The organism is Pseudoalteromonas sp. 2CM39R (genome assembly GCF_023161845.1).
This window is the reverse complement of record NZ_JALNTM010000002.1, coordinates 451,076-473,582: the sequence shown is the minus strand read 5'-3', so window position 1 is coordinate 473,582 and position 22,507 is coordinate 451,076. Positions and strand designations below refer to the sequence as shown.

At 41.2% G+C, this 22,507-nt stretch carries 18 protein-coding genes; 13 read left to right on the top strand and 5 right to left on the bottom strand.

Annotated elements, in window-relative coordinates:
- The first annotated feature begins 3 nt into the window (after positions 1-3).
- The 6 genes from MTF66_RS06235 (at position 4) to MTF66_RS06210 (ending at position 7,792) form a co-directional block, all read left to right on the top strand.
- Positions 4-1,878: an alpha-amylase family glycosyl hydrolase gene (locus tag MTF66_RS06235; protein ID WP_374236806.1), complete on the top strand. Its 1,875-nt coding sequence runs from the start codon at positions 4-6 to the stop codon at positions 1,876-1,878.
- On the top strand, positions 1,871-3,355 hold the full coding sequence (locus MTF66_RS06230; protein ID WP_248526770.1) for an MFS transporter: 1,485 nt from the start codon (positions 1,871-1,873) through the stop codon (positions 3,353-3,355). The genes MTF66_RS06235 and MTF66_RS06230 overlap by 8 nt, the downstream gene beginning before the upstream one ends.
- Positions 3,356-3,367: 12 nt before the next feature.
- Entirely contained in the window at positions 3,368-5,767 is a 2,400-nt protein-coding gene (locus tag MTF66_RS06225) for a glucan 1,4-alpha-glucosidase (RefSeq protein WP_248526769.1), read from the top strand.
- Between the two features lie 60 nt (positions 5,768-5,827).
- Positions 5,828-6,721, top strand: a complete 894-nt coding sequence (locus MTF66_RS06220) for a sialate O-acetylesterase (RefSeq protein ID WP_248526768.1) — start codon at positions 5,828-5,830, stop codon at positions 6,719-6,721.
- A 198-nt stretch (positions 6,722-6,919) separates the two neighbouring features.
- The gene (locus MTF66_RS06215) at positions 6,920-7,324 is read left to right on the top strand and encodes a hypothetical protein (RefSeq protein ID WP_248526767.1); all 405 of its coding nucleotides are present in this window, start codon (positions 6,920-6,922) and stop codon (positions 7,322-7,324) included.
- Between the two features lie 39 nt (positions 7,325-7,363).
- Positions 7,364-7,792, top strand: a complete 429-nt coding sequence (locus MTF66_RS06210) for a hypothetical protein (protein ID WP_308199906.1) — start codon at positions 7,364-7,366, stop codon at positions 7,790-7,792.
- A 7-nt stretch (positions 7,793-7,799) separates the two neighbouring features.
- Here the strand turns inward: MTF66_RS06210 and MTF66_RS06205 are convergent, their stop codons facing one another.
- The 3 genes from MTF66_RS06205 to MTF66_RS06195 all read right to left on the bottom strand — a co-directional run bounded on the left by MTF66_RS06205 (position 7,800) and on the right by MTF66_RS06195 (position 12,101).
- Positions 7,800-8,519, bottom strand: coding sequence for a hypothetical protein (locus tag MTF66_RS06205; protein ID WP_248526766.1), 720 nt, complete (start codon positions 8,517-8,519; stop codon positions 7,800-7,802).
- A gap of 182 nt (positions 8,520-8,701) precedes the next feature.
- Positions 8,702-10,888, bottom strand: a complete 2,187-nt coding sequence (locus MTF66_RS06200; RefSeq protein WP_248526765.1) for an OsmC domain/YcaO domain-containing protein — start codon at positions 10,886-10,888, stop codon at positions 8,702-8,704.
- A gap of 193 nt (positions 10,889-11,081) precedes the next feature.
- Complete coding sequence (locus tag MTF66_RS06195) at positions 11,082-12,101, bottom strand: LacI family DNA-binding transcriptional regulator (protein ID WP_055198756.1); 1,020 nt, start codon at positions 12,099-12,101, stop codon at positions 11,082-11,084.
- 415 nt (positions 12,102-12,516) lie between these two features.
- Between MTF66_RS06195 and glk the strand changes: the two genes are divergently transcribed.
- The 7 genes from glk to MTF66_RS06160 all read left to right on the top strand — a co-directional run bounded on the left by glk (position 12,517) and on the right by MTF66_RS06160 (position 20,391).
- Complete coding sequence (glk, locus tag MTF66_RS06190; protein ID WP_062564510.1) at positions 12,517-13,515, top strand: glucokinase; 999 nt, start codon at positions 12,517-12,519, stop codon at positions 13,513-13,515.
- 22 nt (positions 13,516-13,537) lie between these two features.
- Positions 13,538-14,551 carry a LacI family DNA-binding transcriptional regulator gene (locus MTF66_RS06185; protein ID WP_058585155.1) on the top strand — a complete coding sequence of 338 codons (1,014 nt, stop codon included), beginning with the start codon at positions 13,538-13,540 and terminating at the stop codon, positions 14,549-14,551.
- Positions 14,552-14,982: 431 nt separating this feature from the next.
- Positions 14,983-16,833 (top strand): phosphogluconate dehydratase, encoded by a 1,851-nt coding sequence (gene edd, locus MTF66_RS06180; RefSeq protein WP_248526764.1) that lies wholly within the window; start codon positions 14,983-14,985, stop codon positions 16,831-16,833.
- Between the two features lie 34 nt (positions 16,834-16,867).
- The gene (locus MTF66_RS06175; protein ID WP_054551439.1) at positions 16,868-17,488 is read left to right on the top strand and encodes a bifunctional 4-hydroxy-2-oxoglutarate aldolase/2-dehydro-3-deoxy-phosphogluconate aldolase; all 621 of its coding nucleotides are present in this window, start codon (positions 16,868-16,870) and stop codon (positions 17,486-17,488) included.
- Between the two features lie 18 nt (positions 17,489-17,506).
- Entirely contained in the window at positions 17,507-18,511 is a 1,005-nt protein-coding gene (gap, locus tag MTF66_RS06170) for a type I glyceraldehyde-3-phosphate dehydrogenase (RefSeq protein WP_054551438.1), read from the top strand.
- Positions 18,512-18,636: 125 nt separating this feature from the next.
- Positions 18,637-19,080 (top strand): hypothetical protein, encoded by a 444-nt coding sequence (locus tag MTF66_RS06165; protein ID WP_248526763.1) that lies wholly within the window; start codon positions 18,637-18,639, stop codon positions 19,078-19,080.
- Positions 19,081-19,269: 189 nt separating this feature from the next.
- The gene (locus MTF66_RS06160) at positions 19,270-20,391 is read left to right on the top strand and encodes a sterol desaturase family protein (protein WP_248526761.1); all 1,122 of its coding nucleotides are present in this window, start codon (positions 19,270-19,272) and stop codon (positions 20,389-20,391) included.
- Between the two features lie 35 nt (positions 20,392-20,426).
- On the opposite strand, the gene MTF66_RS06155 is transcribed toward MTF66_RS06160, so the two are convergent.
- Positions 20,427-21,701 (bottom strand): protein kinase, encoded by a 1,275-nt coding sequence (locus tag MTF66_RS06155; RefSeq protein WP_248526760.1) that lies wholly within the window; start codon positions 21,699-21,701, stop codon positions 20,427-20,429.
- Positions 21,702-21,754: 53 nt separating this feature from the next.
- Positions 21,755-22,468, bottom strand: a complete 714-nt coding sequence (locus MTF66_RS06150) for a YebC/PmpR family DNA-binding transcriptional regulator (protein ID WP_054561631.1) — start codon at positions 22,466-22,468, stop codon at positions 21,755-21,757.
- Positions 22,469-22,507 lie beyond the last annotated feature (39 nt).

Below are 22,507 nucleotides of genomic sequence, written 5' to 3'. Positions count from 1 at the left end.
ATGATGACAACATACAAACTAACTGCATTAGTAGTGGCTTCGGTTTTAGGTTTAACTGCCTGTGGTAACGATGCGCCAGTACAGCAGAACACGCAACAGCAGCAATCAGAATCTAGCCAAGCAGCTATCTCTAAGCCTGTGGTATACCAAGTATTCACTCGATTATTTGGTAACACTAACACCACCAATAAACCGTGGGGCACATTAGAAGAAAATGGGGTAGGTAAATTCGCTGACTTTAATGATGCAGCATTACAAGGCATTAAAGAGCTAGGTACAACACATGTTTGGTACACTGGTGTACCGCGTCATGCTTTAGTAACTGACTATACCGAATACGGTTTGTCACAAGATGACCCTGATGTTGTAAAAGGCCGTGCAGGCTCACCTTATGCAGTGAAAGACTATTACGATGTTAATCCTGATTTAGCAATTAACCCAGAGCGCCGCTTAGAAGAGTTTGTGGAGCTAATCAATCGTACTCATAAGCATGGTATGAAAGTTGTTATTGATATTGTGCCAAATCACGTAGCGCGTAATTACGAGTCAGTCGCCAAGCCTGAAGGCGTAAAGGATTTTGGTGCTGAAGATGACACGACGAAAACCTATGCTCGCGATAATAACTTTTACTATGTAACAGGGCAGTCATTTCAAGTGCCTACCAGCGATAGCTACCAAGTGTTAGGTGGTAACCCGCATCCTCTTGCTGATAATCAGTTTGCCGAAACCCCAGCAAAATGGACGGGTAATGGGGCCCGTGCCGCTAAACCTGACATTAATGATTGGTACGAAACAGTTAAAATCAATTACGGTGTGAAACCAGATGGTAGCTACGACTTCCCGACACTACCGGATGATTACGCTGATAAAGATTACCGTGCGCACTACGCCTTTTGGCAAGATAAAGATCTACCAAATAGCTGGTATAAATTCCGCGATATCGCGCTTTATTGGTTAGATAAAGGTGTTGATGGTTTCCGTTATGATATGGCCGAGATGGTGCCTGTTGAGTTTTGGAGCTTTTTAAATTCATCAATCAAGATGCAAAAAAGCGATGCCTTTATTTTGGCTGAGGTATATAACCCAACGCTTTACCGCCCATATATCCAACAAGGTAAGATGGATTACCTTTACGACAAAGTCGGTTTTTACGACACGGTTAAAGCTGTGATGCAAGGCAAGCAATCAGCGGATACTATTTTCGATATCCAAAGCCAAGTGGCGGATATTGAAGAGCATATGCTGCACTTTTTAGAAAACCATGATGAGCAACGTATTGCTAGCCCAGATTTCGCTGGTAGTAGTGAAAAAGGTAAGCCAGCGATGGTGGTATCTACATTGATGTCGCGCTCGCCAACCTTACTTTATTTTGGTCAAGCTGTCGGTGAAGATGGCTCTGAGGACGGTGGTTTTGGCGACCCAACGCGTACCAGCATTTTCGATTATATGGGTGTACCTGCGCATCAAGCATGGATGAATAATGGTAAATTCGATGGCGGTGCGCTTTCAAAGCAGCAAGCTGATCTTCGCGCTTACTATACCAAGTTGATGTCGTTAAACACACTTCCTGCCATTGTTGGTGGTGACATGCAAGCGGTTGAATTGACAGGCTCAGAGCAAGTTATTGCGTTCACGCGTAAGCTAGGCCAACAACTAGTGCTTGTAGTAAGTAACTTTTCAGAAAACCAACAAAATGTTGAGCTTACTCTTAACCAAGCGTTGTTACCTAAGCTTAACCACAGTGGTTTAACGTTTACTGATAACCTAGAAAATCATGCCGACATTGTGATTCCTGAGGCATCTACTAAGGCGCCAATTCAATTACAACTGAACGGCTTAAGCAGTGCAGTATTTACCTTAAAGGCTAACTATGAATAATAACAAACCAACGCTAAGCTTTTGGCAAATATGGAATATGTGTTTTGGATTCTTGGGGATCCAATTTGGCTTTGCATTACAGAACGGTAATGTAAGCCGTATTTTTCAAACCTTAGGTGCCAATGTTGATGATATTCCAATTCTTTGGGTTGCAGCACCATTAACAGGCCTTATTGTTCAGCCGATCATCGGTTATTGGAGTGATAAAACATGGAATAAGTTAGGTCGTCGTCGTCCGTTCTTTTTCTATGGGGCTATTTTAACAACGTTATCGTTATTCATTATGCCTAACTCACCAAGCCTGTGGATTGCGGCGGGTATGTTATGGATCATGGATGCGTCAATTAACGTAACTATGGAGCCATTCCGTGCTCTTGTCAGTGATAATTTACCGAAAAAGCAACGTGCAACAGGTTATGCAATGCAAAGCTTTTTCATTGGTGTTGGTGCGGTTGTCGCATCTGCATTACCTTGGATGATGACTAACTGGTTCGATATTGCCAATACTGCACCTGCTGGGCAAATCCCAGATTCTGTAAAATTTTCGTTTTACTTTGGCGCAGTAGTATTAATTATTGCTGTGTTTTGGACTGTCTTTACTACTAAAGAATATTCACCAGAAGAACTTGAAAGCTTTCATGAACAAGAGCAAAGCGATGACTCGAGCGATGTTCAAAGTGATGTAAACTTTAACAAAGGTGCTGCAATCTTTACGGTTCTTGGCCTTGTAGTACTTGGTATTGTTACGGGTCTATCGCTTGAAAAAGAGCTTTATTTACTTGCTGGTGGTTTGATTAGCTTTGGTGTTATTCAATTTATTGCTGGGGCCTTAAAGGCTAAAAATGCAACCAGTGGTGGCTTTTATCAAGTTGTGAATGATGTATTCACTATGCCAGAAACGATGAAACAATTGGCTTGGGTACAATTTTTTAGCTGGTTCTCATTGTTTGCAATGTGGATTTACACCACATCGGCAGTAACTAGCTTCCACTACGGCAGCAGTGATACAAGCTCTCTTGCCTACAATAACGGTGCAGATTGGGTAGGTGTATTATTTGCCGCTTACAATGGTTTTGCTGCCATTGCAGCACTGTGTATTCCGGTTATCGTTAAAAAAGTAGGGCTAAAAATGGCTCACGCTATCAACCTAGTGCTAGGTGCATTGGGTCTGGTCAGCTTCATTATTATCAAAGATCCAAGTTTACTGATCTGGCCAATGATTGGAGTAGGGTTTGCTTGGGCGTCAATTCTATCTTTACCATACGCAATGTTAAGTACCTCAGTACCAAGTAAAAAAATGGGTGTGTACATGGGTATCTTTAACTTCTTTATTGTTATTCCGCAGCTTTTAGCGGCAAGCGTATTAGGCCTAATTTTACGTCACTTTTTTGATAATCAACCGATTTATGCGTTAGTGCTAGGTGCAGTGTCATTCGTACTAGCAGCGGTCGCTGTACTGCGCGTTAAGCAACAATAATAAGGACACACCATGAAAAAATTTAATCTCATTACAGCAAGCTTGTTAGCGTTAGGTTTAACAGCTTGTAGTTCAGAACAATCAGCTAATACAGCAGTTGAGCAGGTGTCTGCGCCAGGAGCACCGGGTGTTGAGCCTTTTTGGGCATACTCCGGTAAAACGGGGATTGGTACCTCTTATGAGAAATACCAAGACGGCCACTATAGCGATGCAGCTGCTACTGGCAAAGTATCAAAAGTTTGGTTTTCAATCGCGAAAGGCATGATCACAGAAACCATGTTTGGTTTAATTCACCAAGCACAAATCAAAGATATGCAGTTTGTTGTAGTTGGTAAAGACTTTACCGTTACAGAAAACGATGATCTCGATGTAAGCATTGATTATTTATACAAAGACGACGCGGGTCGCCCATTATCGCTTGCTTACAAAGTAGTAAGTAAAGATAAACAAGGTCGTTTCACTTTAGAAAAACATATCTTTACAGATCCAAACGGCCAAACATTGTTTGTTCGTAGCGTATTTAATACCGATCTTGAAGGTGTAAAAGCCTACGTTAATGTGAACCCTTACATTGATAACAACGGTTTAGACGATTTTGCAAAAGTGACGGACAAGGGGCTAGTTGCTTGGCAAGATGATAACTTTTTATCTTTACAAGCCGCTCAACCATTTAAGCAAGCAAGCGTTGGCTTTACGGGTGTAAGTGATGGCTTAAAAGAGTTAAAAGCATCGCAATCACTATCAACGACTTACCAAAATACTGGTGATAAGTCGGGTAATGTAAGCTTACTTGCAGAGCTTGGTGAAGTATCAAAAAACACCACCTTTGATTTAGCTTTAAGCTTTGGTAACTCTGAAGCTGCAAGCTTAAAAGAAGGTCAAGCAAGTTTAAACCAAGGGTACCAAAAAGTACTTGCGGCATATAACGGTGAAGGTGCTGCAATTGGTTGGCAAGACTACTTAGCAAGCCTTGAGCCTTTGAGTTCATTAACTAACAGCACCGCAGATAATGGTAAGTTGCTTTATACCAGCGCAATGGTGTTAAAAGCGCAAGAAGATAAAACTCATGCCGGTGCTTTAATTGCGTCACTGTCTAACCCTTGGGGTGAAACGGTGTCGGCAAAAACAGGTTCTACCGGTTATAAAGCGGTTTGGGTACGTGATTTCTATCAAGTTGCGATGGCATTTATGGCCATGGGTGATGCACGTACCGCTAAAACGGCATTTGAATATCTAGAAAAAGTACAAGTGACTGATAATACGCCAGGCAATGGTGGTGACACGGGTTGGTTCTTACAAAAGACTCACGTTGATGGTGAGCTTGAGTGGGTAGGTGTTCAGCTTGACCAAACAGCAATGCCAATTATGTTAGCGTGGAAACTACACCAAGCTGGCGTACTTAGCGATCAAGAGCTGACAGATTGGTATGGCAAAATGTTAAAACCGGCTGCTGATTTCTTGGTTGATGGTGGTCTTGCGAAAATTCTTTGGAATGACACACAAATTACACCGCCAGCAACGCAACAAGAGCGCTGGGAAGAACAAAATGGTTTCTCTCCATCAACAACGGCTGCGGTTGTTGCAGGCCTAGTGACAGCTGCTGATATTGCTAAAAAAGCAGGTGACACTAAAAGTGCAGAGCGTTACCTAGCAACGGCTAAAACCTACAACAGTGAAATTGAAAGCACCATGTTTACGACTCAAGGTAACCTTAAGTCTGAAAACAGCGATGGTGAATATTTCATTCGTATCGGTCAAGACAAAGATCCAAACTCATCAACCACACTTAATGCTAATAACGGGCGTGAAGGCTTTGACAAAAAGCAAATCCTTGATGGTGGTTTCTTAGAGCTTGTACGTTATGGTGTTCGTGATGCACTTGCGCCAAGTATTGTAAAAACATTACCAGAGTATGATGACGAAACCTTAGTCGATAATCTGCAAGTGCGTTACACCTTTAATTTTGCTGATGGCTCAGGTTCATTCCCTGGTTACCGTCGCTATGGTAATGATGGTTACGGTGAAGATGAAGTGACAGGTAATAACTATGCCGAAGGTGGTAACAACACCCCTGGTCAACGTGGTCGTGTATGGCCGTTTTTCACAGGTGAGCGTGGTCACTATGAAATCGCCGCTGCAAACGCAACTAATAGCCTTGATGCGATGAAGCAGCAAGCGATTAAAGACACCTATGTAAAAGGTATGGAAGCATTTGCCAATGAAGGCATGATGTTACCTGAACAAGTTTGGGATGGTGTAGGCAACAATAAAGCAGGCTATCAGCTAGGTGAGGGTACAAACTCAGCCACACCACTGGCTTGGACTCACGCTGAATACATTAAGTTACTCCGTTCAGTGAGCGATAAACACGTATGGGACCATTACCCAGTTGTTGAAGACGCATTGAAGTAAAAACTTAATTAACATGCCCAATATTTATTGGGCATGTTACTTTAAGCAAAAGGAAAAATAATGTTAAAAAAACTAGCTTTATGTGCTCTATTAGCAGTGAGTACGCAAAGTAAAGCGGATGATTACTTGCTTTACTTTATGGGGGGCCAATCAAATATGGAAGGATTTGGCTTTAATAAAGATTTACCTGCGCAGTATAAACAACCAGTTGAAAATACCTTACTCTTTTTTGGTAACCCTGTTGCTGATGATGCATTAAATGGTGGTAAAGGTGTTTGGACTAATTTAATGCCTGGTTTTGGAACAGGCGCAAGATCGACAGAACATTCAATTATTTTATCTGAAAGGTTTGGTCCTGAATTGAGTTTTGGTAAACGCTTATCTGAGCTCACTGAAAAGAAAATAGCCATTATTAAATATGCACGTGGAGGCTCATCTATTGCGCTTGGGGCATCTGGCTTTGGTACATGGGGGCAGAACTATGCTGACAACACCAAGATCAACCAATGGGATAACTTTCAAACTACAGTAAGATCTGCGTTAGCTAACAATGATATAGATGGTGATGGTGAAGCAGATACTTTAGTCCCAGCAGGGATTATTTGGATGCAGGGTGAGGCCGATGCCTATCATGAGCAAGCATCTAAGGTTTATTTAGCTAATTTAACAAGCCTAATGAATGACATGAAAATGACATTTGGTGATAAGGAGTTACCAATCATCCTTGGCAGAATCGAAGACTCTGGTAAAACACCTCAAACACGCATGATGCCACATATTGAGAGTGTATGGGATGCTCAGAAAAAGTACGTTAAATCAAATGCTAATGCTCATTTAGTTGCCTTTGATGAGCCTGTCGAATTCATTGAAGATAAATGGCACTATAAAAGTAATTACTATATAAAACTAGGTAACCTTTTTGCAGAAAAAGCAGCCGAAACATTAGCTAAGTAAGCTTCTTTTAAATAACTACTTAAATAATTAAACCGCCGAATTAACCTCGGCGGTTATTTGTTTTGCACTTTTTTACAATTTAATTATGCTTTCCTTATATGGGTACGTTAAGATAGCTTAACTTTAATTCAGTTAACAAAAGCCATTACTATTTGGTGTAATTTGTAGCTGAACAATTAATTCAGGGAAGGTGCAAATATGTTCAAGGCTTTATCTACTTTGTTGGGTGTTGGTTTATTGTGTTCTTGTGCAATAAATACAAACGTGGGTGAGTATGTGCTTGGTGATGTTGAAACTTCAGTCCGAGGTCACAATGTTGAAGTATTTACAGAACGCCAATTAGTGAGCCACAGAGCAACATTTCTTGGCCAGGTTTCCAGCTATTATTGCCAATTAGAAAGTGATATGCATTTACCACAAGCGGGTCCGTTTGATGATATTGATGGTTCTAGAAGTCAACTCCAAGACACTCTTAAAAGTAAAGTACAGCAAAGGGGTGGCAACGCGATTGTATATGGACAGTGTTATATCAGTGCTCATGCAGATACTGATTGCCAAAAAGCGCTGAGTTGTGAAGGGTTTGCGTACCAAGTTGAATATTAAAAATTTACTATTTCCATCTCGTTACTTAAGGTCTGGACTGTGGCTAATTATCCTAACCTTATCCTAGGTTTGATGTTACTTTTTCATGCTTCTATTACCAGTTGTGCTGAACTTAAACCCTTCACTACAGATGGTTGCAGCTCTTTTCCTGATGGAACAATAGAACATAAAAACTTATGGTTGGCGTGCTGTACAGCCCATGATCTTGCATATTGGCAAGGGGGTACTTTCAAGCAACGTGAGCAAGCTGATATAGATTTAAAAGCGTGTGTTGCACAAGCAGGTGAGCGAGAAATTGCAGTATTGATGCTTGCCGGTGTTAGAGTGGGTGGATCACCTTTTTTACCTACTAGCTTTCGCTGGGGTTATGGCTGGCCATACCCTAAGCTTTATGGTGAACTAACAGAGCAAGAGCGCTTACAAGTTGAAAGTCGTCTAGCTGAACTTAAAACTGAGCAAATTAAATAACCTATCGCTACCTAAATTCTTTACAGGTTTTAGATGCATCCTTGATCACAGTTGCGACAGCGCTTTTGGCAAAACGTGATGACATGTAAAGTCCTAATTGATGGTCTGGCATTTTAATACGTGTAACGCCATCAAAATGGTGAGGCTCAATATCTTTTCCAATCACAGCAGGAAGGGCTGTTATACCAGCTCTGTTCTTTGCCACAAAATCAACAGCTTGTTGCCATGTACTAACTTGATGTTCATGGCTTATCGGTTCATTTTTATCAATGCCTAAATATTTAAGCATTAAGGTACGTGCCCCAGTTCCGCGTTTATAGACGATACCATTCAAGTTTGCCTGTCTGCGTAAATTCTCGATACTCAAATCTGGGTTAGTACTGTGGCTTATCAGCTCATATCCAACTTGATAAATTGTCGCTGAGCGAGTCGCAAATAGATCTCTCTGTGGTAACAATAAAAGTGGCATGGCAATATCAACGTCATTGTTTTGCAACATTTTGATAAGCCGTGCTTGCGGTACAGTGATAACATCGTAATCGGTATCTAGGTGATTGATCACACAGCTATAAGCTGATTTTAATTCACCGTGAAAGTGTTTTCGTGAGTACTTTAATGATTCGCCATTTTCGCTTGATACACCAATTGTTATTTTTGCAAAACAAGGGTGAGAGCAAAATAGTACAAGCAGGATAAGAGGGGCTGTAATGAAGCCTTTTAAGTCCATTTAACAAATCGATAGGGTGAAACTTGAGCGAAATTTATCAGTTTAAACAGAACTGGACAAGGTAGGGGGCTTACAGTGAAAATACATAAAAATCTAAGTGTTTTATTGAGGTGGTAATTAATTTCCTTAATAAACAAAGGGATGGAGCTGTAAGTTGGTTGCTTACAGCTCGATGTACCTGATTATAATCCTGCTTTTTTAGCGCGAGCAGTGTGTAGCTTTTTGTAGCTTTCGATTAAACGAAGGTGCCTGTCTAAGCCCTCAAGTTTCATGCTGGTTTCTGTTAAACCATAGAACATTACATCGCCGTTGATTGAGCCCACGACTGCATCCATCGTTTCTTGACCAAACATACGGGTGAAGCTATGAATGTAATCCTCAATCTCAAGGTCATCGCTGAGTGCAACTTCTAACGTTGCATGCATTGCTTGGTAGAATAGGCCGCGTTCAACAATGGTATTGTCGTTATACTGTAAGAATGCTTCAACAAGCTCCATTGCTGCTTCTAAATCACCAAGTGCTAAGTAAATAAGTAGCTTCAGCTCTAGAATCGTTAACTGACCCCAAACTGTGTTTTCATCAAACTCAATACCGATTAAGGTGATGATATCTATGTAGTTATCTAGTTCACTTTCTTCTAAGCGCTCAACTAAATCAGCAAGTTGATCTTCTGATAAACGATGCAGGTTTAAGATATCCTCACGGAAGTTAAGTGCTTTATTGGTATTGTCCCAAATCAAGTCTTCAACAGGATAAACTTCTGAGTAATCAGGCACTAAAATGCGGCATGCAGTACCAAGGTCTGAGAACTCAGCAATGTAAGCTTCTTTACCTAAGCTTTCTAAAATACCGAATAAGCTCGCTGTTTCTTCTTCATTGCTACCTGAGAAATCCCATTCAACAAAATCATAATCGTGCTTAGCGCTGAAGAAGCGCCATGAGATCACGCCAGTTGAATCAATGAAGTGCTCTACAAAGTTTTCCGGTTCAGAAACTGCCATACTATTGAACGTTGGCTTAGGTACATCGTTTAAGCCTTCGAAGCTTCTGCCTTGTAATAACTCAGTTAAGCTGCGCTCTAAAGCAACTTCAAAGCTTGGGTGCGCACCAAAAGAAGCAAATACACCGCCTGTTTTAGGGTTCATGAGTGTTACGCACATCACTGGGAACTGACCACCTAGCGAGGCATCTTTTACTACAACAGGGAAACCTTGTTCTTCAAGACCATTAATACCCGCAACAATACCTGGGTACTTGTTTAAAACCTCTTGAGGTACGTCTGGTAAAACAATTTCTTGCTCAATGATTTGGCGCTTAACTGCACGCTCAAAAATTTCAGATAAACACTGTACTTTTGCTTCGGCAAAGTTGTTACCAGCACTCATACCATTACTTAAGAATAAGTTTTCAATTAGGTTTGAAGGGAAGTAAACCGTTTCACCGTCTGACTGGCGAACATAAGGAATAGAGCAAATACCACGTTCTTTATTACCAGAGTTAGTATCGATTAAGTGTGAGCCACATAGCTCACCATCTGGATTATAAATTTCACGGGTATAATCATCTAATATGCCCTCTGGTAGAGAGTCATCATCAGTCAGAGCAAACCACTTTTCATTTGGGTAATGAACAAACTCGCTATTGGCAATGTCTTCGCCTAAGAACTGATCGTTATAGAAGAAGTTACAGTTTAAGCGCTCAATAAACTCGCCCAAAGCTGAGCATAGCGCGCTTTCTTTCGTTGCACCTTTACCATTGGTAAAACACATTGGTGAGGCTGCATCACGAATATGAAGTGACCATACATTTGGCACAATATTACGCCAAGAAGAGATTTCGATTTTCATCCCTAACTCTTCAAGGATGGCCGTCATATTTGCGATGGTTTCTTCAAGCGGTAAGTCTTTACCTAAAATAAAGGTATTACTGTCATCACCTGGTTTTGCCATCAACATTGCTTGCGCGTCTGCTTCGATGCTTTCAACAGTATCGATTTTAAATTCTGGGCCAGTTTGAATAACACGTTTTACTGTACAACGCTCAACAGAACGTAAAATACCCGTGCGGTCTTTCTCAGAAAGGCTTTCTGGTAACTCAACCTGAATTTGAAAAATTTGGTTATAGCGGTCTTCTGGGTCAACGATATTGTTTTGCGCAACACGAATACCATCTGTCGGGATATCGCGTGAATTACAATACACTTTAATAAAGTAAGCCGCACACAATGCAGAAGATGCTAAGAAGTAATCGAAAGGACTAGGTGCAGTGCCATCACCCTTATAGCGAATAGGTTGGTCTGCAATGACAGAGAAATCATCAAACTTGGCTTCAAGCCTGAGGTTGTCGAGAAAATTAACTTTAATTTCCATTAAAAAATTCCACCTTTGTGCGCGTTGTTATCTAAAGCTTTGTTTGCCAGATAAGCGTTTTCAACATAATAGGCGTAATTATCTGCTTTTTCGAAGTAATAGTCTTGGGTAAATCGAAAAAAAACTGATTTTAATGCAATAAGTTTCTGGTTGGGTAAGGAGGAGGCGATAACAAAGCTGTCATCGCTAAAAATTAAACACTCGAACCACGAATAATTAAACGCGGTGGTAAAAGTGTATTCTCTACATCTTCACCACGAATGAGTTTGAGCAGGTTATCGACCAACATTTGCCCGGCGAGGGTGGTGTCTTGCTGAACAGTGGTAAGTGGAGGGTTTACAAAGCTGGCAACCGCAATGTTATCAAAACCAACAACGTGTACATCATCAGGGACCTTTATTTTTGCTTCTTTCAAGGCGCGAATAGCACCAATAGCAATAAGGTCACTGGCTGCAAACAATGAGTTAAAACGAATGTTATTTGCTATGAGGGAACGAGTCGCGTGATAGCCAGATTCCTCTGTTGAAATCGCATTTGCCATTTTACGTTCGTTTAAAGCCACGCCTTTGGCTAAGAAAGCATCTTTAAAACCTTGGTAGCGAGCAAAAAATTCAGGGCTATGATCAGAAGCATCACCAATAAATGCACAATCGGTTCTACCTGTTGCGAGTAAATGTTCTGCTGCTAATTTACCACCGCCGTAGTTATCGCAGCTGACCGTTAAATCAGGGCGGTTGTCTACGCTGGCACCCCAACAGACAAACTTAGTGTGTTGGTCAATTAAGGTTTTAAATTTAGGTTGATAATCGAGGTAATCACCATAACCAAGCAGTATTAACCCATCTGCACGGTGGCTGTCTTCGTAATCGGCTTGCCAATCAGAACTGCTCGACTGAAACGATACCAGTAAGTCGTAGCCTTCTTTTGCACAAGCTCTTGTAATACTACCCAGCATTGCCAAAAAGAAAGGGTTTATTTGTGATTCATCCGAAGTGGGATCTTCAAATAATAACAGGGCGAGGGTACTACTTTGTTGAGTTCTTAAGTTACTGGCATTTTTATCAACTTTATAGTTGAGTTGTTTTGCTACCTCATGAACACGTCGACGCGTTTCTTCGTTGACCAAAGGGCTATTTCGGAGCGCGCGAGACACGGTTGACTGCGACACACCCGCATAATGTGCAATGTCAAAAGATGTCGCCTTACCTTTCATATGGTTACCAAATAACAGAAGTAGTAATTGCCATTTTCGGCTATTTAATATTTTTTTCAAGCTATTTGTGACAAGTGGCGTGTGTGTGGCTGTTCTGTACACAGCTAGGCATTTTTTATGCGTATATAAATACTTTTTCGATACTTAATACGCAGGTTTTATCAATAAATACGTATGCATGCACAAATAATGAAAATTTTTATTGATCCTAATCTGACACCGGTGTCATAATGTCACTGTTTTATCATTTTGTTGTCAAAACGTATTTGGCTGCCCACTCATTTGGGCAGCATTTTTTTAATACAAAAGATAGCTTCTTTGAGGCAATGACCCAAAGTTTAGCAGACACAGTGGCTTTGCCATTGAAAACTAGAAAAATAAGCGGCAACTAGCTTAGACAAATAGAGAAAACATCATGAACACACAGACAACTACAGAATTCGCTCCTATTCTTGTTGCCGATATCGGCGGCACTAACGCTCGTTTCGCTTTAATCACTGACTTTAATGCACAAACTAACCAGTTTGTTATCGAGCACAATTTAACTTTTCCAAGTGCAGATTTTGGCTCTTTAGAAAGTGCGATTAACCAGTACTTCAGCCAGATTTCGTTTCCTAAGCCAAGCCGCGCATGTTTAGCAGTAGCTGGCCCGATTAAAGCAGGCCAAGTTCACTTAACAAACCTTGGCTGGCACTTTAACGTTGCAGATTTAAAAGCAGAGTTTTCATTTGAGCAACTTGAAGTAATCAACGACTTTGCAGCATTTGCTTATGCGGCACCTTATTTAGATGATTCGCAAAATATGGCTGTTAAAGCAGGCCAGGCTGATGAAAATGCGAATATCGCAGTTATGGGGCCAGGTACAGGTTTTGGTGCTGCATGTCTAGTTCGCACATCACAAGGCAGCGCTGTTCTTAGCTGTGAAGCTGGGCACATTACCCTTGCGGCAGTGACAGAGTTAGACCGCCAGTTAATCACTGAGCTTAAAAAGCAGTTAAATCATGTATCTGTTGAGACCGTGTTCTCGGGCCCAGGTATCGCGCATTTATACCGCGCTATGGCAGCGGTAAAAGGTGTTGAAGCAAAGAATCTAGATGCTGCACAAATTAGCGAGCTTGCAACCACTGGTCAGTGTGAAGTCTGTGATGCAACACTCAATCAATTTTGTGACTGGATTGGCAGCGTAGCAGGGGACTTAGCCCTGACATTTGGCGCATTAGGTGGCGTATTTATTGGCGGTGGTATTTTACCTCGTATGCAACAACGTCTATTATCTAGTCGATTTGTTGAGCGTTTTGCAGACAAAGGCATTATGTCGCAATATACTTCACAGATCCCCGTTACGCTTGTAACACAAGACAACATTCCATTCATTGGTGCTGCTGCGTGTATACATGTTAAAAGTAACGCGTAATTAGCAGTTGGATGTAGAGCGGATGAAGAAAGTAACCATCAACAGTGTCGCCAGCTATGCCGGTGTATCGAAAAAAACAGTATCTCGCGTGCTTAACAATGAGCCTAACGTGAGTGATGCAACGCGCGAAAAAGTACTTAAAGTATTTAAAGAGCTTGATTACACACCAAACCCAATCGCTCGTGGTTTGGCACAAAACCGTAGTTTTATTATTGGTTGCTTGTACGACAATCCGAGTAAGAGCTATATTACCCGTGTGCAAACCGGTGCTTTAGCGGCATGTCATGAGCTTAACTACAATTTATTGATCCACCCATGTGAATTACGTGGCGAAGAATTAATTAGTAACATTGAGCAATTAATTCAAACCTCACGTTTAGACGGCATTGTACTGACCCCACCATTTTCTGATTTTCCTGAACTTGTAAGCTTTTTAAAGTCGAAAAAGATCCCGTATGCTCGCGTCGCATCTGCGGTACTTGAAGACGACTCTATTTCGGTGAGAAGTAACGACGAGCAGGGGGCTTTTGAAATAACAGAGCATCTTATTAAGCTGGGTCATAAAGAAATTGCCTTCATCAAAGGTCACCCTGATCACAGTGCGACAGAGCAGCGTTTTAAAGGTTATCGAAGAGCGCTTGCGTCAAATGGTATTGAGTTTGATGAACGCTTAGTTGAAGAAGGTAACTTCAGTTATCACTCTGGTGTTGATAGTGCCCGTACAATCTTAGATTTGAACCCTCGCCCAACAGCGGTATTTGCTTCAAATGATTACATGGCAGCGGCGGTACTAAAGCTTGCTACGCAAATGCAGTTAAGAGTGCCAGATGATATTTCTATTGCTGGGTTTGATAACGCACCAATTGCACGTCATATCTGGCCAGGCTTAACAACTATCGCACAACCGGTTGAAGAAATGACTCAGCAAGCAGTCAAACAATTGATCACTCATATTGGTGAGCCACAAGAGTCGCCTTATCAAGTAACCCTTGAAGCAAAACTCATTACTCGTGAGTCGACAGCAGCAATTAAATAAATTTCATCTTGTTTTTTCACAGTAGCCCGAGAATGAGTGACGCGTTCTCGGGCTTTTTTATTCCAAGCTTAAATAATTTATGAAAACGCTATAAGTTTCTGTTTTTAAATAAAACAAAGCTCAAAGCTTGTCTTGTCTATAGGCCTTTGATAGTGGTGCTTCACATGAATTCTACTCATATTCTACTAAAATTAAATTGTTCATTATTTGGTCATTTAAAAAAATTAAACTAAATTTAACAGATAAGGTTGACACCGGTGTCACAGTCATGAGTTAATACAGTGACACCGGTGTCAGGTTGGTTGTGAGAGACAGCCTGTCAGCGTACCTTTGAACGGGTAAATCAAAGTTGCTCAGTACAATTATTTTCGTGGAGTCTGTAATTGTTACTGAGCCTTTATCCTCTAACTATAGAGATGAGTCGAATTTATATGTTGCATCCTCGTATCCAAGAAGTCACCGAACGCGTTATAGAACGCAGTAAAGAGACCCGCCAAGCTTATTTAGAGCGAATCGCGCACGCAAAAAAACAAACAAGAGTTCGTGCAGGTTTAGGCTGTGGTAATATTGCACACGTTATGGCTGCTTGTAGCAGCGATGACAAAGCTCGTTTAAAATCAGACGAGCAACCAAATCTAGCTATCATCAACGCTTATAACGACATGCTTTCTGCGCATGTACCTTACAAAGACTATCCAGAAATCATCAAAAGCCTTGCCACTAAGTTTGATGCTACAGCACAGGTTGCTGGTGGCGTACCTGCTATGTGTGATGGTGTTACACAAGGCCGTGATGGTATGGAGCTTTCACTGTTCTCGCGTGATGTGATTGCAATGTCAACTGCGGTTTCTTTATCGCATGACGTGTTCGACGGTGTTTTCTGTTTAGGTGTATGTGACAAGATTGTCCCTGGACTTTTAATTGGTGCCTTATCATTTGGTCATTTACCAACTTATTTCTTACCAGCAGGTCCAATGCAGTCGGGTATCCCGAATAAAGAAAAAGCCCGTGTACGTCAAAAATTTGCACAGGGCTTAGTAAGCCGTGAAGAGCTATTAGAAGCAGAAAGCGCATCGTATCACAGTGCAGGTACCTGTACTTTCTACGGTACGGCAAACTCGAATCAAATGTTAATGGAAATCATGGGTCTACATTTACCAGGTAGCTCTTTCATTAACCCTTACACAGAACTACGTGATGGTTTAACAGGTCATGCTGTAGAAACCATGTTAAAGCAGTTAATCGAAACAAAAAATGCTAACTGCCTTGCAGACGTAGTAAGTGAAAAAACAATTATTAATGGTTTAGTTGGCTTGTTATCAACAGGCGGCTCAACGAACCACGCAATCCACTTAGTAGCAATTGCGAAAGCAGCGGGTGTAATCCTTACTTGGAAAGACATGGCTGACTTATCAGAAGTTGTGCCACTTCTTACACGTATCTACCCGAACGGCTCAGCAGATGTGAACCACTTCCAAGCAGCAGGCGGTATGGGCTTCTTAATGAAGCAACTACTAAGCAAAGGTTACTTACATAACGACGTGAAAACGATTGTGGGTGATGGCTTAGAAGCATACACCACAGAGCCAATGCTAGATAAAGATTCATCAGTGATCATGACTAACAGCACTGGCCCAAGCAAAGTTAAATGGGTAGCGTGTCCTGAAAAATCACACGATGAAGAAGTGTTACGTCCAATTGATAATCCGTTTAGCAAGCAGGGTGGTTTACAGCTTCTTACAGGTAACCTTGGTAAAGCTGTTATTAAAGTATCGGCAGTGGCTGAGTCACACCAAGTTGTTTCTGCGCCAGCTAAAGTATTTAGCTCACAAGGTGAGTTACAAGAAGCGTATAGCCGCGGTGAATTAAACACAGACTTTATTGCTGTACTTAAAGAGCAAGGTCCAAAAGCCAAAGGCATGCCTGAGCTTCATAAATTAACGCCAGTAATGGCAACACTACAAGACCAAGGCTACAAAGTGGCGATTGTGACTGACGGCCGTATGTCGGGTGCATCAGGTAAAGTTCCTGCTGCAATCCACTTAGCACCAGAAGCGGTTGAAGGTGGTGTAATCGCAAAAATTCACGAAGGTGATTTAGTGACGCTTGATGCACCAGCGGGTGTATTGAAAGTACACGTAAGCGATGAAGAATTAGCAAAACGTGAATTACAACTTAGCCAACCAAGCCAAACATATGGTACAGGCCGAGAGTTATTCGCAGGTTTCAGAAATATAGTAAGTAGTGCAGACCTAGGCGCAAGTGCCTTTGGTTTAGAATAATAATACGCCGTTACTGGGCTATGAGGAACAAACAATGAGCATTGAGAAAATTTTATCATCGGCACCTGTGGTACCGGTTGTTGTTATCGAAAAACTTGAAGATGCAGCACCCCTTGCACGTGCGCTTTATAACGGTGGCTTAAAAGCATTAGAAATTACTTTACGTACGCCGATTGCGGCTGAAGCTGTAAAGCTAATGAAAGAAGCCGTACCAGAAGCATACGTTGGTACAGGTACCGTGGTTGATAAAGCAACATTTAATGCATCTGTTGAAGCCGGTGCTGACTTCATGGTTAGCCCAGGTGTAAACGACGAATTATTAGCATTGGCTAAAGACACTGATATTCCATTTTTACCAGGTGCAGCAACACCAAGTGAAGTAATGAAATTAGCAAGCCATGGCTTTAAGTTCTTAAAGTTCTTTCCTGCAGAAGCAGCAGGTGGCACAGCAATGCTGAAATCAATTGGTGGCCCTTTACCACAAGTAACTTTTTGCCCTACAGGCGGAATTAGCCTTGAAACAGCACCTAATTACCTGGCACTTAAAAACGTAATCTGTGTAGGTGGTACTTGGATGCTAGATAAACAACTTATTGAAAACAAAGACTGGCAAGCCATTGAAGCGCTTGCTCGCCAAGCAAGTGAAGTAAAATAATTAACGGGAGATATTAGAATGATTAATGTTGCAATTAATGGCTATGGACGTATCGGTCGTAACGTATTACGTGCCCTTTATGAGTCAGCTCAAAACAACGAAATCAAAATCGTTGCAATCAACGATTTAGCACCAGCAAATGTTAACGCGCATTTAACTCAATTTGACTCAGTACACGGTCAATTTTCTCAAAAGGTAACACTTGCTGAAAACACCATGCTAATTGGTAATGACGAAATTACCCTTACGCAAGAGCGTGATCCTGCAAACCTTCCTTGGAAAGCACTAAACGTAGATATCGTTTTAGAATGTACTGGTTTATTCACTTCACGTGACGCAGCGGCTAAACATATTGAAGCGGGTGCTAAAAAAGTAATCGTTTCTGCACCAGGCACGGATATGGATGCAACAGTTGTTCATGGTGTTAACAGCGAAGTATTAAATGCTGACAGCAACATCATTTCAAATGCATCGTGTACAACAAACTGTTTAGCACCAATTGCAAAAGCAATCAACGACACAGTAGGTATCGAGCAAGGTAGCATGACAACAATTCATGCTTACACAAACGATCAAAACTTATCTGACGTTTATCACCCAGACTTATACCGTGCACGTAGCGCAACTCAGTCAATGATCCCAACGAAAACAGGTGCAGCTAAAGCAGTTGGTTTAGTACTTCCTGAACTTGCGGGTAAACTTGATGGCATGGCAGTACGTGTACCAACAATCAACGTTTCTTTAGTAGACTTAACGTTCGTTGCTAAGCGTGAAACAACTGCAGCAGAAATCAACGAAGTCGTTAAAGCAGCATCAGAAGGTGCAATGCAAGGTATTCTTGAATACAACGAACTACCACTTGTTTCTATCGACTTTAACCACAACCCTGCGTCTTCAATCTTCGATTCTACACAAACTAAAGTAGATGGTAAGCTTGTTAAAGTGATGGCTTGGTACGATAACGAGTGGGGTTTCTCAAACCGCATGTTAGACCAAGTTAAAGCGCTAGGTCAGTTCTTATAATAGAAAAGTAAAAGTTTAAGCTTTATCCAACAAAGCCACGTTTATCGTGGCTTTTTTGGTTTTTGCTAGAAATTAATTAGGATTCACATTACTTTATTATGCCTAATTGTTTTCAAGGATAGATAATGAAAAAAATCTTATTAACTACTTCACTCTTTGTAATGTCGTTACTGCCTAGTTATGCTTCAGCATCAGAAGAAGCACAGCAACTTGCAGTGTGTTTAACTGATTCACTAAATGGCAAAGAACGAAAAAACCTAGCTAAGTGGATTTATCTAGGTATGTCGACGCACAGTATTATTAAACCTTTCTCGAATGTGACAGAGCAAGATATAGATGAAACTAATCGCTATGTTGGTGCATTAGTTACGCGTTTATTAACCTTAGACTGTCCAAAGCAAGCAAAGGCTGCGATTGAAGTCGGCGGTCCGGGGGCAATGGAAAATGCATTCGGTATTGTCGGTGAAGTGGCAATGCAAGAGTTAATGGCTGAGCCAAGTGTGGGTAATGCTCTAGGTGCATTCGATAAATACCTAGATCAAGATAAGTTTGATAAAGCATTTCAATAATAGTTTAAAGGCTTATTCTTTTATAAGCCTATTTCGTTTCATAAGGATATGGATGTTCAATAAAATCAAACTGCTCTTATCTTAGTTAATAATTTGTCCTGTACACATGAGAGTGATGGCTTAGCGTATATTTGTTCCTAAATTTTTCTATGTTATGCTGCAAAAAATTGATAAATGGATTTTTATATCATGACACGTCTTTATCATCGGCTATTTAGGGCTGAGCAGTTTCAAGTAGGTGAAGGCAATATTAGTGGTTATATTGCTTGCTTCTTAGCGGTTTTATCCTGTTTAGGGGTGTTAGCCTTTCATTTTCCAGAGTACCTAACGACCCCAGAGCTCAGGCAAAACTACAGTGTCGAGTTTTTACGCCAGCTGATGTTTGTGGCATTGATTATTTCAGGCAGTTTAGGGTTGTTGAACTTTGTTCGTAATACTAATAAGCGGCTCGGTGCAACGGCTTGGGTTTTGATCTTACTTGCTATTGCATTTGGTGGGCCAAATGTTGAAGTGGGCGATTTTAGAGATAATACGCCGTACTTGGGGCTTGATTGGTTCATTCTTGATTTACTTGGCTCCACACTGATTTTTATTCTAATTGAAAAGCTACTGCCGCACCGTAGAGAACAAAAAATTCTCCGCTCTGAGTGGCAGGGTGATTTAAATCATTTCTTTGTTAATCACTTAATTATTGGTTTTGTGTTGCTTGCAACCAATCAGTTTGTGCATCACGCATTTGGCTGGGCTGTGTCTGATACAGTGCAAGGCTTTATTATTCAACTGCCATTTTTACTGCAGCTATTTTTGATCATTTTAGTGGCCGATTTAATGCAATACTTTGTACATAGGGCTTATCACGAAGTGCCACTGCTTTGGCGTTTTCATGCCTTGCATCATAGTGCAAAAGAAATGGATTGGCTTGCAGGCTCTCGTCAGCATATTTTAGAAATACTCGTGACGCGCAGCTTAGTACTCACGCCTATTTTTGTGCTCGGCTTTCCATCGGATGTAATTAGCCTATATGTCATTATTGTTGGCTTTCAGGCCGTGTTTAACCACGCAAATGTTCGGGTGAAATTTGGATGGTTAAAGTACGTACTGGTTACGCCTCAGTTTCATCATTGGCATCATTCATCTGATAAAGCGGCCATTGACCGTAACTATGCTGCGCATTTTTCTTTTTTAGATTATCTATTTGGCACTGCTGTCAAAGGTCAAGCAGAGTGGCCCGATAAATATGGTGTGGTTGGCGATTACATGCCCGAAGGGATGTTAAAGCAGCAGGTGTTCCCGTTTAAAAAGCAAAAATAAAGCCTCACAGAGGCTTTATTTGTAATTAACTACACTCATAATCGCGAAACTAGCTCAGAAAAGCGAGGGCGTGTGTCTGAGTTGAGTACCAAGCACTCTTGAGCTATGTCAGCAAGCATCGAGGTAATGTCGTTTTCTTCACTCACTACAGTCAATAAATCATCGATAAAATAACCAAGGGCACGTACTTCAATGCCTTCTAATAGCTGCTGTTGATTAGGCGTCAGCATTGATAAGTCAGTTGCAGCACCAAAGTCACCAAATAATAACTCGCCCTGTGAATTGATCATGCTGTTATGGGCATAAATGTCACCATGGCTTACTTGTTTTTGATGCAAATGGGCGAGGGTACTTGCCATTTGCTTGACAATTTTTAGTACCATTTCTGGCGAATACTGGCTGTTGTCTTCGAATGTATCTCGGGTACAAGTTGCAAGAGAGGGTGGCAAACCAAGATTACTAAACTCTTTACTGATAAGCTCCATCACTAAACCAAGTTGTGACTCTTCATCGACATAGCCCAATGCTTTAATGAGATTTGGATGCTCACTGGCTTGTAAACAACAATTTAGCTCATCAAGTGGATAGCCATCACTGGTGATCTCGCCTTTAAATAGCTTGAGGGCAACAGGACGTTGATGCCAATTGGCCAAATGAATGACCCCAGACGCACCTTGGCCAATCTGCTTTTTAACTTCGAATTCATCCAGTGCGATTTTGCTAAACTGCTCACAGTGTAAGCTAGTTGAGCGATTTAAATCGTTACCAGAGAAGGCAAGCCAAGCAAGTTTCGGTAAAGCTAAAAGCCAATCTTCAACTTTTGTAAGCTTATTGGCACTTAAACGTATTAGCTCAAGCTCTTTACAATTAGCCATTGAAGCTGGCAAATGAGTTAACTGATTACCTGCCAGTGCGAGCTTTTTAAGCTTGCTGTACTCACCAAATGTATCAGGTAAAGCAGGAATTTGATTATCAGTTAAGATCAGCCATTCAATCTTCGTTGGTAAACAGTGCGCTTTAAATTCAGTAATTTGATTACCTTTAAATGCTACCATGATTAAGTTTGGGCATTGTCTTAGTACGTCTGGAATATGTTTAAACTGATTAAATGATAAAAACAGCCGTTTGAGATTTTTTAATTTGTAAAAATCGTCAGGTAAATCACTTAGCTGATTATTAGATAAATCGAGGATTTCTAACGTATCGGCTAGGGTATAAATTTCTTTTGGCAACTCGGTTAGTTCTGCAACAAGCTGAAGCCGTGTACAACCTTGTAGAGAACCGGCTTTTAACTCTTCGAGGGTATTCAATGTTGATTCCTTTGGGCTAAAAGGTAAAAGGCCAACTTGGTTGGCCTTTTTAATTAAAACTGTGCGTTGTGGTAAACGTTTTGTACGTCGTCACAGTCTTCTAGCATGGCTAAAAAGCGTTCCATGACTTCAACGTCTTCACCTTCAATGGGTGCTTCTACTTGCGGCACAAAAGCAATTAGATCTTCGTGGAAATCAGTAATCCCCATTTCTTCAAGTGCTGTACGTGTGTTGTTGTACTCAGTGTGTGGAGCGAATACAGTCACTTTACCGTCTTCAACTTCTACATCTGTTACATCAACATCAGCCATCATTAGTGCTTCTAAAACAGCCTCGTCATCATCACCATCAAATACAAAAATAGCGAGGTGATCAAATAAGTGTGATACTGAGTTTTGCGCACCAATTTTTGCATTCGCTTTTGTAAAACAAACACGTACGTCAGCAAAGGTACGTTTGTTGTTGTCGGTTAAGCAGTCAACAATGATCATACAGTTGCCCGGGCCGTAACCTTCGTAGCGAGTTGCTACGTAATCTTCGCCGCCACCGCCTTTGGCTTTATCGATTGCACGCTCGATTACATGCGTAGGTACTTGGTCTTTCTTAGCACGCTCAATTAAGCGACGAAGCGCTAAGTTGCCATCGGGATCAACACCACCATTCTTAGCGCAGATATAAATTTCTTTTCCGTACTTTGAATAAACTTTGGTTTTTGCACCCGCAGTTTTTGCCATTGAGTCTTTTTTGTTTTGATAAGCTCTGCCCATCTGCGTGTTGCCTTTTTGTTATAGATAAAAATAAAGCGG

What these genes read in the sequence shown, in the direction of transcription:
- MTF66_RS06220 (WP_248526768.1), top strand. Translation starts at nt 5,828, where the DNA reads ATGTTAAAAAAACTAGCTTTATGTGCTCTATTAGCAGTGAGTACGCAA.
- edd (WP_248526764.1), top strand. Translation starts at nt 14,983, where the DNA reads ATGTTGCATCCTCGTATCCAAGAAGTCACCGAACGCGTTATAGAACGC.
- MTF66_RS06225 (WP_248526769.1), top strand. Translation starts at nt 3,368, where the DNA reads ATGAAAAAATTTAATCTCATTACAGCAAGCTTGTTAGCGTTAGGTTTA.
- MTF66_RS06150 (WP_054561631.1), bottom strand. Translation starts at nt 22,468, where the DNA reads ATGGGCAGAGCTTATCAAAACAAAAAAGACTCAATGGCAAAAACTGCG.
- MTF66_RS06235 (WP_374236806.1), top strand. Translation starts at nt 4, where the DNA reads ATGACAACATACAAACTAACTGCATTAGTAGTGGCTTCGGTTTTAGGT.
- MTF66_RS06175 (WP_054551439.1), top strand. Translation starts at nt 16,868, where the DNA reads ATGAGCATTGAGAAAATTTTATCATCGGCACCTGTGGTACCGGTTGTT.
- MTF66_RS06185 (WP_058585155.1), top strand. Translation starts at nt 13,538, where the DNA reads ATGAAGAAAGTAACCATCAACAGTGTCGCCAGCTATGCCGGTGTATCG.
- MTF66_RS06195 (WP_055198756.1), bottom strand. Translation starts at nt 12,101, where the DNA reads ATGAAAGGTAAGGCGACATCTTTTGACATTGCACATTATGCGGGTGTG.
- MTF66_RS06230 (WP_248526770.1), top strand. Translation starts at nt 1,871, where the DNA reads ATGAATAATAACAAACCAACGCTAAGCTTTTGGCAAATATGGAATATG.
- MTF66_RS06200 (WP_248526765.1), bottom strand. Translation starts at nt 10,888, where the DNA reads ATGGAAATTAAAGTTAATTTTCTCGACAACCTCAGGCTTGAAGCCAAG.
- MTF66_RS06165 (WP_248526763.1), top strand. Translation starts at nt 18,637, where the DNA reads ATGAAAAAAATCTTATTAACTACTTCACTCTTTGTAATGTCGTTACTG.
- MTF66_RS06205 (WP_248526766.1), bottom strand. Translation starts at nt 8,519, where the DNA reads ATGGACTTAAAAGGCTTCATTACAGCCCCTCTTATCCTGCTTGTACTA.
- glk (WP_062564510.1), top strand. Translation starts at nt 12,517, where the DNA reads ATGAACACACAGACAACTACAGAATTCGCTCCTATTCTTGTTGCCGAT.
- MTF66_RS06215 (WP_248526767.1), top strand. Translation starts at nt 6,920, where the DNA reads ATGTTCAAGGCTTTATCTACTTTGTTGGGTGTTGGTTTATTGTGTTCT.
- gap (WP_054551438.1), top strand. Translation starts at nt 17,507, where the DNA reads ATGATTAATGTTGCAATTAATGGCTATGGACGTATCGGTCGTAACGTA.
- MTF66_RS06160 (WP_248526761.1), top strand. Translation starts at nt 19,270, where the DNA reads ATGACACGTCTTTATCATCGGCTATTTAGGGCTGAGCAGTTTCAAGTA.